Source organism: Thalassotalea sediminis, assembly GCF_030295915.1.
Lineage (GTDB): Bacteria > Pseudomonadota > Gammaproteobacteria > Enterobacterales > Alteromonadaceae > Thalassotalea_C > Thalassotalea_C sediminis.
In genome coordinates, this window is the sequence record NZ_AP027361.1 from 1,484,500 (window position 1) to 1,497,300 (window position 12,801).

At 38.0% G+C, this 12,801-nt stretch carries 8 protein-coding genes; 5 read left to right on the top strand and 3 right to left on the bottom strand.

Going from position 1 to position 12,801, the window contains the following annotated elements; all coding sequences use genetic code 11:
• Positions 1–60: 60 nt before the first annotated feature.
• Genes QUE09_RS06705 through QUE09_RS06715 form a run of 3 tightly spaced genes read left to right on the top strand, consistent with a single transcriptional unit; the run spans position 61 to position 4,766 of the window.
• Entirely contained in the window at positions 61–402 is a 342-nt protein-coding gene (locus QUE09_RS06705) for a hypothetical protein (RefSeq protein WP_434017287.1), read from the top strand.
• Between the two features lie 59 nt (positions 403–461).
• Positions 462–1,589: an efflux RND transporter periplasmic adaptor subunit gene (locus QUE09_RS06710; RefSeq protein ID WP_286235428.1), complete on the top strand. Its 1,128-nt coding sequence runs from the start codon at positions 462–464 to the stop codon at positions 1,587–1,589.
• 9 nt (positions 1,590–1,598) lie between these two features.
• A complete protein-coding gene (locus tag QUE09_RS06715; protein WP_286235429.1) occupies positions 1,599–4,766 on the top strand; it encodes an efflux RND transporter permease subunit in 3,168 nt (1,055 codons plus the stop codon).
• 68 nt (positions 4,767–4,834) lie between these two features.
• Here QUE09_RS06715 and QUE09_RS06720 read toward each other — a convergent pair whose 3' ends face one another.
• The 3 genes from QUE09_RS06720 to maoP form a co-directional block, all read right to left on the bottom strand.
• On the bottom strand, positions 4,835–9,022 hold the full coding sequence (locus QUE09_RS06720; protein WP_286235430.1) for a transporter substrate-binding domain-containing protein: 4,188 nt from the start codon (positions 9,020–9,022) through the stop codon (positions 4,835–4,837).
• A gap of 4 nt (positions 9,023–9,026) precedes the next feature.
• The gene (locus QUE09_RS06725; protein ID WP_286235431.1) at positions 9,027–10,076 is read right to left on the bottom strand and encodes an HD domain-containing phosphohydrolase; all 1,050 of its coding nucleotides are present in this window, start codon (positions 10,074–10,076) and stop codon (positions 9,027–9,029) included.
• Between the two features lie 208 nt (positions 10,077–10,284).
• A complete protein-coding gene (gene maoP / locus QUE09_RS06730) occupies positions 10,285–10,620 on the bottom strand; it encodes a DUF413 domain-containing protein (RefSeq protein ID WP_286235432.1) in 336 nt (111 codons plus the stop codon).
• A gap of 318 nt (positions 10,621–10,938) precedes the next feature.
• Between maoP and QUE09_RS06735 the strand changes: the two genes are divergently transcribed.
• Together QUE09_RS06735 and QUE09_RS06740 are read left to right on the top strand one after the other, a co-directional pair.
• Positions 10,939–11,769 (top strand): LysR family transcriptional regulator, encoded by an 831-nt coding sequence (locus tag QUE09_RS06735; RefSeq protein WP_286235433.1) that lies wholly within the window; start codon positions 10,939–10,941, stop codon positions 11,767–11,769.
• Between the two features lie 29 nt (positions 11,770–11,798).
• Positions 11,799–12,761 carry a phosphotransferase family protein gene (locus QUE09_RS06740; RefSeq protein WP_286235434.1) on the top strand — a complete coding sequence of 321 codons (963 nt, stop codon included), beginning with the start codon at positions 11,799–11,801 and terminating at the stop codon, positions 12,759–12,761.
• Positions 12,762–12,801: the final 40 nt, after the last annotated feature.

Consider the following 12,801-nt stretch of genomic DNA (forward strand, 5'->3'; position numbering starts at 1 on the left):
GATTGACGAGGGGTCTTGAAATGCATATTATGCAGGAGTTAATTACGAGGGTTTATTATTTTGCAGATGAAACTTTTCTGTTATTTACTGCTTGTTATTGCGATTGTTTTCCAATCTTTCGCAGCTATCGCAGTAGGGGATGACGATCATCAAATGGATGTTGAGCACTTGCAGCAGCAACATTCACACCTCGATGATACAAAACTTCAGCAAGATAACAATGACGCTCATAATGTTAATGATTGTCACCATTGTGGTCACTGCACTGGAAATCATGCTACATGGGTTACAGTTAAGACAGAAGCGAGCGCTTTTGATGCGTTGTCTGTCACGTCTTTTTATTACCTTATACCGACTACTCATGCCTTTACCGAGGCAATGTACCGCCCTCCAATAGCCTAACTGATTTTTATTTTCGCCCCGTAACGGGATGTTATTTATTAAATTTGTTAGGAATTTTTATGTCTTTAAAGAAGATTTATACAGGCTATTGCCTGGTATTTTTATCGTCTGCTGTTTTCTCATTGCAAAGTAGTGCAAAAGAAACAGCACATGAACATGAGTCAGTAAAAGCACATGACACGGCAATTCTACTCGACAGAAAACAACAGCAACTTGCAAATATACGTATAGAAACGGTTAATGCGCGAAAGCATATACGTACTATCTACGCACCAGGAGAAGTTAAAGTAAATGGTTATAAAAGTTATGTCGTTTCGCCCCGCACTGACTCTGTCATTATTAATCGCCATGCGATTTTAGGTCAGCATGTCGATGTAGGACAAAAGCTTGTCACTTTATTTAGTGAAGCAATGGCGCAAGCTCAAGCCGAATATTTGATTGCGTCAACTGAATGGCAACGTGTTCAAAAACTTGACGGCAAAAATATTAGTGATAGCCAACGTTTACGCAATGAAATCAATTTCAATGCGGCTTACGGAAAATTAATTGCATTAGGGTTAACGGAGCAAGCGATTGCTAATATTTCAACGGTTAACACGGCAAGGCTAGGACAGTACTCGTTAATTGCTAAAAAATCTGGCGTTGTTTTAAAAGATGATTTTTCACAGGGACAACGTATTGATGCAGGTGAAACGATTATGGTGTTGGCTGATGAAGCTCAGTTATGGGTTGAAGCAAAACTATCACCTACAAAAGAGCTTGCACTAGATCTAGGATCGGTCGCTCGCGTTAAATTAGGTCAGCGTGGTTATTTAGCGAGCATTATTCAAGAGTCTCACACCATTGATCCTGTCACACGCACGCAGATTGTTCGTTTGTCCGTTAACAATAAAGATGATGCACTTCATCCAGGTATGTTTGTTGATGTTAATTTTCAAATTGAAACGAATGAACAACTAGTGGCAGTGCCAGACGAAGCCTTGATCAGAAAGCAAGATGGCAGTTGGATTGTTTACGTTGAAAAGCAACAAGGTCAGTTTTTAGCTACGCCTGTAACATTAGGAAGCAAGTTTGGCGAACTACGGGAAGTTAATGGGATTACATCAGGTAGTCGAGTGGTAACTCAAGGTGCCTTTTTTGTTGCTGCAGAACGTATGAAAAGCGGTTTTGACCCACATAACCACTAAGGAGGCGACATGTTTAATATACTGATAAATGGCATGCTGAAAAATAGAATACTTGTCGTTATTACCTTAATAATTACGATTGTCGCAGCGTTGATGATCTTACCTAAGTTAAATTTAGACGCTTTTCCTGAGGTAACGAATGTTCAAGTTGTTGTAAACACTGAAGCGCCTGGGCTTGCAGCTGAAGAAGTGGAGCAATTAATCACATATCCAATAGAAGCGGTTATGTATGCGTTGCCAGATGTTGCACAAGTGCGCTCCATTTCTAAAACTGGCCTTTCTGGCGTAACAGTCGTATTTAAAGAAGGAACAGATATTTATTTTGCAAGACAGTTAGTCTTTGAGCGTTTGCAAACAGCTAAGGCACTAATTCCTGAAGGTATTGGTGCCCCTGAAATGGGACCCAATACCTCGGGGCTTGGTCAAATATATCAATATTTACTGTTAGCCGATAAAAGCGCCAATTACGATGCGATGACCTTACGAAGTTTAAATGACTGGGTCGTAAAACTGTTGATTATGCCTGTTGATGGTGTAACGGATGTGCTGTCTTTTGGGGGTAGTGTTAAACAGTACCAAGTAAATTTAAACCCAAATAAGCTACTCTCTTTTGCATTAACTCAGCAACAGGTTATTGATGCACTTCAAAGCAACAATACCAATGTTGGTGGCTGGTATATAGCGAGAGGACAAGAGCAGTTGGCAATTCGCGGTACTGGCTGGTTTGCAAGCGGTGAACAAGGTATTGAACAGATAAAAAAAGTACCACTTAAAACCATTGATGGCACGGTGGTTACGTTGGCAGATGTTGCTAACGTAGAATTTGGTAGTGAAATTAGACAAGGAGCGGTTACCATGACTCGGCGAGGGGATCATGGTGAAATAGAATCAATGGGTGAAGTCGTCACAGGGATTGTGTTGAAAAGAATTGGGGCTAATTCAAACGCCACAATTGGCGGTATTACTGAACGCGTTGATATTATTAATCAAGCATTGCCAAAAGGGGTTAGGTTTGAGCCCTTTTATGATCAAGGTGAGTTGATTAAAAATGCAGTGATGACGGTTATCAAATCACTAGCAATTGCATTTGTTTTTATCAGTATTGTGCTCCTACTTTTTTTGATGGATCTTTCAGCGACCTTTTTAGTGTTAATTTCTATTCCAATATCGATAGCTGTCGCACTTATGGCAATGTCGTTAATGGGAATGTCGGCAAACTTAATGTCATTAGGGGGTATAGCTATTGCTATTGGTATGCTTGTTGATGGCTCGGTGGTAATGATTGAAAATATTGTTAAGCGTCTTACTGCCCTCGAACACCATAAAACATCACAGCAATTAACAAGTAATATCGTCAGACAAACAATAGAAATAGCGGCCAAAGAAGTGGCAAGGCCGATATTTTTTGCTTCGGCAATTATTCTTGTGGTATTTGCACCAATATTTAGCTTTGAAGGTGTCGAGGCAAAATTATTTCAGCCAATGGCAATTAGCATCATGATTGCGGTGGTCTTTGCTACTTGTGTTGCACTATTTGTCATGCCGGCTTTGGCGAGTTTGGTTATGAGAAGGCGCCACACTTCATCAGTAAACAACATGATGAAACAAATAACAACTCTTTATAAACGTGCGCTGACTTATGCGTTGTTACGTGTCAAAACTATTGTGGGTGTTGCTGGTCTTGCATTAATAGCTGCTTGCTTACTTTACCAAAAACTAGGCACAGAATTTGTTCCCGCCCTTGAAGAAGGAACCATTAACTTGCGCGTTACATTGGCGCCTTCTGCAAGTCTAAATACTGCACTTGACGTAGCTACAATGCTAGAGAAAAAACTTATGCAATTTCCGGAAGTGACATATGCGTTAAGTCGTATAGGTAGAGCAGAAATTGGTGGAGATCCAGAGCCAGTTAATAATATTGAAATTTATATCGGTTTAAAGCCCGTTGCTCAGTGGACTACCGCTAAAAAACGTGAAGCACTTCAAGTAAAGATTGAGGAGTCGTTAGCGCAATTCCCTGGGTTGTTGTTCAACTTCTCACAACCGATTGCAACGAGAGTGGATGAATTGTTATCAGGCGTAAAAGCGCAGTTAGCAATAAAGCTATTTGGCCCTGATTTAACAATATTAGCGCAAAAGGGAAGAGAGATTGAGTTTGCGATTAAACAAATAGCGGGTACAAGAGATGTTGCTATGGAACAAATAACAGGTGAAGCTCAACTTGTTATTACACCTAACAGGCAAGCATTATCGCGATTTGGTTTGTCTGTAGCAAGTGTCATGGATGTTGTTAGTAAAGGGGTTGGAGGCACCCAAGCGGGACAAATTATCACAGGGAATGAACGTTATGATATTTATGTGCGACTTGATAAGCCTTATCGTAGCAATACAGAGGCCATTGCAGACATTCGTATTCAATCATCTAGTGGGGCATGGGTAAGGCTAGGGGACGTTGCTGTTATTAGCTATGAATCTGGTGTTCCTCAAATAAGACGAGACGACGTTCAACGCAGGGTGGTTATTCAGACAAATGTTCAAGGGAGAGATATGGGCTCTGTGGTCAAGGAAATTAAACAAACTATTGACCAGAATATACAGTTGCCTGCGGGATATACTGTCAGTATGGGAGGGCAGTTTGAAAGCCAGCAACGTGCACAAAAAAGGCTATCACTTGTTATCCCATTATCATTAACACTCATCGCAATATTGTTGTATTTTGCATTTGGCTCTATTGGACAAGCAATGTTGATATTACTTAATGTGCCATTAGCAGTGATAGGTGGCGTGTTTTCACTTTACTTGTCAGGCCAATATTTATCAGTACCTAGTGCTGTCGGTTTTATTACCTTGTTTGGCGTTGCGGTGTTAAATGGTGTGGTAATGGTTGAAAGCATTAATCAACAGCTGACATCGACAAAAGATATAAGTAGCGCAGTTATTGATGGCGCCTCATCACGTTTTCGGCCTGTTATGATGACAGCAATCACTTCCGCACTAGGGTTGATCCCGATGTTAATGTCGACTGGCATTGGTGCTGAAATTCAACGGCCTTTGGCAAGTGTCGTTGTTGGAGGGTTATTAACATCGACGCTGTTAACCTTAGTTATACTGCCTGTATTGTATCGACGATTTTCAAGAGCAAAAATCGCAAAGTTGAAGGGTGAGTCAAACGCTTAATACTAAAAATGATTAGACAGCTTGTATGACAAAAAATATACAAGCTGTTTTGTATTGGTAGCTTGCCATTAGGTTTGGCAAAGTTGTCTAAACTGAATTAGTTGTCCTTTCATCGCTACGACATCAAAAATATCAATTGTTTGTTTTAAATCAGTTGCGAAGTGGCGTAATGCATCACTGTTATTTTGTTTTGCTTCATGTAGCAAGGATTCAGCAAAACTCGCAATATCGTTAAGGTTGTTACTTTTTATTAGCTGTTCACATGTTGGTAAATATTTTTCATGTAAATGTTGCTTTAGTGAATTGCTAAGCGGTTTCTGTTCAACATCAGGTACATTTGATGATTGTTGTTGATAGGGTAAAAAGCGCTTTAATTCTGTGATGAGTTCTTGTTTTAATACTGGCTTTCTTAAGTAACCAGCAAAGTTTTCACGACGTTGCCTTTCATAATCGTCACGCATAACTGACGCTGTAAGCGCGACAATGGGCACATTTGGCTGATCATGTTTGATAATATTGGCAGCTTCATAACCATCCATTTCTGGCATTCTTATATCCATGATCACTAAGTCAAACGGTTGTTCTTTAATTGCAGCAACGGCCTCAAAACCATTGCTAGCCTGTTGCGTATTAATATTCAGTGTGCGACAAATTTCAACTAATAAGTCTCGATTATCTTGAATATCATCAACGATTAATATGTTAGCGTCAGAAAAGGTAAGTGACAGTTGTTCTGTTTCTTCTGATAGAGGCTGTGGCGCGTTTTCAATTGCGCAAATATCAATATTTTTTAAGTAAATAGAAAAACAAGAACCTTTATTTAATTCACTTGTGACAGATAATTTACCATTCATCAATTCTGTTAGTCTTTTACTAATGGTGAGTCCTAAGCCTGTACCACCATACTTTCTTACGCTTTGACCTTCTTGTTGTTGAAAACTTTCAAAAATATCATTAATTTTATCTTCTGGAATGCCAATGCCTGTATCTTCTACATCAATCCTTAGGTCGAGCGTACTATGAATTTCATTCTCATTAATTGCGACAGCTCGCAAGGTAATACAGCCCTCTTCAGTAAATTTAACGGCATTGCCGACTAAATTAAAAAGAATTTGGCGAATGCGCGTTGCGTCTAATAATAGAGCGTTCGGTATTTTCTCATCGACGTTAAGTACAAAGTCTAAGCCTTTTTTACGTACATTCATGGTAAAAACATTACTGATGTCTTCGAAAATGGTATGTGGATTACAAACTTCTTTATCGATAGTGAGTTTGCCGGCTTCTATTTTTGATAGATCTAAAATGTCATTTATTAGCAAGAGTAGCGAGTTACCTGCTGACTTTATTGTTTTTACGAAGCTCTTAAGTTTATTGTCTTGAATTTGCTCATAAAGTAATTCAGTGAACCCAATAATAGCATTCATCGGCGTGCGAATTTCATGGCTCATATTCGCTAAAAATTCAGACTTCGCTTCGTTAGCGGCTTCAGCGGTTGCTTTCGCGTGTTGTAATTCTCGCTCCATTGAGACTCGGTCATTCAAATTAACGATAATATACATTAGCGCTGTTTTATTTTGATAGCGAATGGGAATAATAGAGAGTAAACCTTCAATGGTGGTATTGTTTAACGTTTGAATTTTTACTTGCTCATCATGAATATTCTCTACACAACCTTGATAGAATTGTGTACTAGAAGTTTGGTGCAACGTTGCTTCGTCGATATCAAGTTCTTCTATTGCCCAGTTATTGGCCATTAACAACGTGTTATCTTCAATATTAGCAACAAAAACAATAACGGGAATGTTATCAATAACGACAGATAGGTTACGTTCGCTCTGTTTTAATGATTGTTGTACTTTCGTTCTAAGTAGTATTTCTCGTTGTAATTTTCTATTCCAAATAAAAATAATGGCAATAATTAAGCAAGCAACACTCAGGATAATAAAAATAAGCTGGTAGTCGGTTTTTACAATTGGATCTTTGCTCCCCCATCTATCAACTATTTGTTGCTTTTCGTTGGTACTTATATTGGCTAGTACTCTATTTATCATCGGAATGATAGGGGCAAACTCTTGTTGAAAAACAAAACGTAGCTCTAAGTCGTATTGGGTTTTTCCTACTACTCTGATGCCACTATAGCCACGCTCTGCTATTAAATAATTTACTTGAGCTAATGGACTAATAAAAACATCTGTCTTTCCAGATGATAAATCTTCAAGGCCTTGTTCGGCTGTATCAACGAGTAAAAATGACTGTTCTGGAAATCGTTTTATTAAGTCTTCGCTACTAAAATAATCTTTAATTAGCGTAATACGCTTGTTAAAAACACGCGTAATGTCGTCAATGTACTTATCTTCATTTTGCATAACTATCACAAATGGACTGCTTGCAAAGGTGTCAGAAAATAACAGCGTCTTTAAGGGTTTATAAGAGTTTGCTGCTGAGCCCATATCTGCAGTTTTCGACAGTAAAGCGTCTTTACTTTGTTGCCAATCTTTGGTTGGTAATCGATTAAAGTTAATATTGAGTGCTTGTGAAATAAGTGTGAGATAATCAGGCACAATACCTATGTGTTTACCTTGCTTGTTAGTAGCTTCAAAAGGCATCCAATTTGGATCTGTAGCTAATGTGATCTTGTTATGGGTTAATAACCATTGCTTTTCTTGTTTTGATAACTGAATTCTAGGTTTAGGATCTAAATGTTTATTGATTAACCATTTATCGTACAAGGTATCTGTTGCGTTACCCTCTAAATGAACAATGGCTTTATTAATGATATCTATTAGCGTGGTGTAATCATTTCTCGCGGCAAAATGTAAACTGTTTTGTGATGCTTGAGGTAACGTTTTGAAGGGGAGAATATTCGTGACTGATTTTTGCTCGAGCAAATAATTAATAACAGCATGAGCATCATAGATAATGTCAGCTTTTTTTTCTATCACATAATCTATAGCTTGCGATGGGGATTCCACATAAACAAAGGTTAAATTATGGATATGCTCTTTGATATAAGATTCCATGGCACTATCTTTAATTATCGCTAATCGATAACCTGATAACTCTTTAAGTGTGGTGACATTCAAATCATTACGAATGAAAAAATAGTTAAGGAGTTTTATATAAGGCAATGAAAAAGTTAAATATTGTTCACGTTCTTCCGTTTTAAATACTGATAATAGTAAGTCTTGTTGTTTTTCCTTCACACTTTTTAAAGAGTTTGACCAAACGTCGGGAAATACCTTAAAAGTTAAATTAGTGAGTCGGGCTATTTCATTTAGTAGGTCGTAGCTTAAACCTTGTTGCTGATTGTTATTATCAATGAATTCAAAAGGCGCCCAAGCTTTATCTCCTGCAACATTAATAATCGGGTGTTCTGCAATCCATTGACGCTCTTTTTCATTTAAATGAAATGTAGAGGTTTGTGAGGCTGTTGTTTTTGATAAGTTACTACTAAAAGGGTTTTTTGGTGGTTTGAACCATTTTAATTGAATCTCACGAGCTTGCTCCGATGAAATAGCATTTAAGCCTTTTTGAATAATGCTAGCCAGCTCTGGATGCTCTTTATTTGAAACAAAATGAATCGGGTTTTTACCTAAGTTCCGCGTAGATTTAAACGGTACAATTGTCGTGATCCCCTCTTGCTCAAGGGTATAAATAAGCGCTCCGTAAGTATCAAAAAGAATGTCTGCATTGTTTTCTAATACTGCGTCGATAGCATCAGTAAATGTTTCAACTTCAACGATAATAATGTCTGGAAAGTGCTGCTTAATGATGGTTTGGTGAGCGTAACCTTTCGGCAGTGCAACACGTTTACCGTTGAGATCAGCTAAGGTGTTTACCACAAGACCTTTGCGAACAAAAAAATAGTCTAGAGCGTAAAAATAAGGAGTAGAGAAATTAAGAAAACGTTCTCTTTCTGTTGTTTTATAAACCGAACCTAATAGGTGAATTTCATTATTTTTGAGCCGTGAAAGGTTAGTATGCCATTGTGCTGGTTTTACTCGATATTTTAACCCAGTATAGCGAGCAATGAGTTTTAGATAGTCATTAGCAATCCCCTGGGGTCTGCCTTGAGAATCAACAAAATTAATCGGCGTCCAGTCTAAACTGCCGCCAACTATGATTTCAGGGTGATTTTCTAACCATTGCTGCTCTGCCAGTGTTAGTGGCACTTTTACAGGCGTTTGACTAATATCTTGTGCAATTGAGAACCACGAGAGACTCAAAAGAAGCACGAGACATAAACGATTTAGCATAGTGTTAATGCATTATTTCCATAAATTTTGGAAGATACTTAATTAGGATGTCAACGAGCATTGGATCGAAATGCTTACCGCTATTTTCTTTAATATAATTAACGGCATCTTCTACAGACCAAGCATCTTTATATTGACGTTTATGTGTTAACGCATCAAAAACATCGGCAAGTGCAACAATTCGTCCGTAAATATGAATTTCTTCGCCTTTTAACCCTCTTGGGTAGCCAGTTCCATCCCACTTCTCGTGATGTTCATGAGCAATAATTGATGCTGCAGTAGTTAATCGACGTTTCGAATGACTTAAAAGTTCATAACCTTTTTCAGCATGCGTTTTCATGATGGTCATTTCATCATCGGTTAGTTTGCCTGGTTTATGTAAAATCTCTTTGGGTATCGCAATTTTACCAATATCATGCATAGGAGAAGCAAGGAATACAGTATTTACATCAGTATCACTGAGGTAATCGACATGTTGAGCAAGCAGTTTACATGTCTCTGCAACGCGGCGGATATGTTGTCCTGTTTCATCAGAGGTTGATTCCATGACTTCCATTAATATGTAAATCATTTCACATTGGTGCTCTTCTATTTCAAGCACTAACCGTTCAGCTTGTAATTTTGCTTTTTGCTCTATTTCTGCCGAGTGTTTTTGTATCGCTTTGCGGGTTGTTGAGAGCTCTACGTGAGTTTTGACGCGAGAAAGCAGTTCATTTGCATGAAAGGGTTTGGTAATGTAGTCGACGCCGCCGACTTCAAATCCTTGTGATATAGCATCGATGTCAGCCTTAGCTGTTAGAAAAATTACTGGAATGTCTTTTTTTGCTTCAAGTGACTTAATTGTTTTGCAGACATCATAACCGTTAAGCTTAGGCATCATGATATCAAGCAATATCAAGTCAAAGTCAGTGTTCTTAATTAAGTTAATTGCTTCTTCGCCATCCAATGCAAATGAGAATGTATAACTTTCTTCTTTCAACACATTCATGGCAACTTGAATATTGTCTGAGACATCATCAACAATCAAGATATGTATATCACGTCCACTCTTCACTACAGCTCCTTTACTACTTTGTCTAATTGACAATCGTCAATGTAGAAATAGCGATGAATAAGTTCATCTTATGTCTGTGATAATAATTACGACTTTTTACATAAATGTCTAGTGTTCATTTGTTGTACAAGAAATTTATATGTTCACAAAAGACGGTAAACTACTGCAGGTCTCAAAATTACCGTCTTATTTCTACGTACTGTAAATATTAAGCAAACTCTAAATCGTTATTTTGACTAAATGACGACTTGGCGTTACTTTTTGCAAAGCCATGATGTATTTTACTTTTCTCTACTGCATGTAGGTATTTTTGCCATAACTTTGCAGGGTAATAAGTCGTTACCGTTGTTAACTGTTCAACAAAAAGTTGCTCATCTTCATTAATAGGCAACAAACTGCCATCAGCAAGGCCCGCGAATGTATAGCCATAGGTGAGCAATTCATCAGATTCTCGTTTGTTAAAATAACCACTGCGAGAAATGCCGTGTGTAAACACGTTATCGCCATAATATGGAGATTTACCTTTGCGTATGTTGGTAATCATAGTTTTCCCTCATTGTCTTGTCATAATTAACAGATACTCTTATTTGATTGATCTAAAGCGTAAGAGGTTGTTAAAAACTAACGCTTCGAGTGATGAATAATGAAAAAATACTAGCCACGACACGAGAGTAAGCGTATAAGGCTTGATGTGCACATGAGATATCAATGGTTAAATTCATATTGCTTGTCATTCACGGTGCGCCTTGGCTAACTTTTTTGAAAATGTATGCAAAAAAGGGCTGATTGAAAAACAAAAAATATTTGTCGTTAAGACAATATTTTTTTACATTACAGTCGTATATTAACGTTGGATATTTTTATGGATATTCGTGTATTCAAAACCTTTATTGCTGTGGCAGAAAATAAGCATTTCGGCCGAGCAGCTGAAAATTTATACATTACTCAAGCTGCCGTGAGTGCCAGAATTAAGCAATTAGAAGAGTTTTACGGCACCCAGTTACTTATCAGAGATAAGAACAACTTAAGATTAACGCCTGCTGGTGAAGCGCTGTTATCGCATGCTCATATGCTTGTAAATCAAATGGAGCAGTCTAAAATTGCACTAACTATTGCCGATCAACAAAAGGCGACATTTAATATTGCAGCGACACCCAATGTTTGGGATGCGTTTTTTAGCTCGCGTATTCTTGATGCCTTAGCTGCATTTGAACACTTATCTCTGAGTTCAGAAATTTCGGTAAGAGAAGCCATTCAGCGCAAGCTTGATGAACGAACTGTAGATGTAGGTTTATTGACAGACCCAATAAAAGATGATGACTTTGTTAATGTATTAATTGGTTATTTCGAGTTATCTTTTGTTGGTAGTGAGCCAACATTTGATGCCACTTGTAATGACTATATTTACGTTGATTGGGGACTTACTTTCAATAAAGAGCATGCTTTACATCATAAAGTGGTACCAAAATTTAAAACATCGACCGCAATGATGGCGCTTGAAGTCATGTTATCGCAAGGTGGTTTTGGTTATTTGCCTAATGAATTGGTACAGGAGTTCGTTAAAAATGGTAGCTTGTTTACGATTGACTCGCCTTTACAAATAAAACGTCCTATCTATATGGTTTATAAGAAAAATCACCATCACCAAACATTAATCGAAGAGTGTAAACAACTGTTTAGTCGCGCGCGATAACGCGATAAATAGATAATTGATAAATTATTATGTCACTTGAATTAATATTAAGAACATTGCTTGATGATCCTTCTATCACCATTGAAGGACAACTGCAGTCATTATGGAGTGGCTATGGTCAAATTGTGCGTTGTTATAGTAATGCCAAAGCCCGCTACTACATAATAAAAGTTGTTAAACCCGGTAACAGTGACGAACACCCGCGCGGTTGGGGAGGAGATGTAAGTCATCAACGTAAAATGCGTTCATATCAGGTAGAGGCTACATTTTATCAACAATATGCTTCGTTAACTGATCATCTTTGTAAAGTACCGGACCTTATCGCCATCCAAACCTTGGGTGATAAAACCATTCTTGTAATGGAAGATCTCTATTACAACGGTTATAACCGAACGCATAATGAAGGAACACGTGAAAACTTAGCAATTGCTATAAAGTGGTTAGCTTATTTCCATGCTAAATTTTGGCAAAATAGGGGGAGTGGTTTGTGGCCAGTAGGAACATACTGGCATTTAGGTACTCGTAAAAAAGAATGGCAAGCGATGCCAGACTCCCTGTACAAAAGAAAAGCTAGTGCGATCACCGATAAACTAAATTCAGCACGCTTTACCACTTTGCTTCACGGTGATGTTAAATTTGCTAACTTATGTTTTCATCAAGATGAGCGCTCTGTCGCTGCCGTTGATTTTCAATATATTGGGCGTGGTGCTGGTGTTGTTGATTTAGCGTATTTACTCGGCAGCTGTTGTGATGAAGATAGCCTATTTAAATTAGTTGACTACGCATTAGAGACTTACCAGCAACACTTAATTGATGCGTTAAATTGGTATCAAATCTCTGTAGACAGTAAAGCATTAACGAATGAAATTACTGAATTATACCCTTTCGCTTGGGCTGATTTTTACCGTTTTTTATTGGGCTGGAATCCTGATAGCTGGAAGGTTAACACCTATATAAAACAGCTATCAGAGCAAGCACTAAAGTCAATCTAACCTGATACGTATAAACACAATGTTGCACATTAAAGTTGAC

What these genes read in the sequence shown, in the direction of transcription:
- QUE09_RS06720 (WP_286235430.1), bottom strand. Translation starts at nt 9,022, where the DNA reads ATGCTAAATCGTTTATGTCTCGTGCTTCTTTTGAGTCTCTCGTGGTTC.
- QUE09_RS06715 (WP_286235429.1), top strand. Translation starts at nt 1,599, where the DNA reads ATGTTTAATATACTGATAAATGGCATGCTGAAAAATAGAATACTTGTC.
- QUE09_RS06740 (WP_286235434.1), top strand. Translation starts at nt 11,799, where the DNA reads ATGTCACTTGAATTAATATTAAGAACATTGCTTGATGATCCTTCTATC.
- QUE09_RS06710 (WP_286235428.1), top strand. Translation starts at nt 462, where the DNA reads ATGTCTTTAAAGAAGATTTATACAGGCTATTGCCTGGTATTTTTATCG.
- QUE09_RS06735 (WP_286235433.1), top strand. Translation starts at nt 10,939, where the DNA reads ATGGATATTCGTGTATTCAAAACCTTTATTGCTGTGGCAGAAAATAAG.
- maoP (WP_286235432.1), bottom strand. Translation starts at nt 10,620, where the DNA reads ATGATTACCAACATACGCAAAGGTAAATCTCCATATTATGGCGATAAC.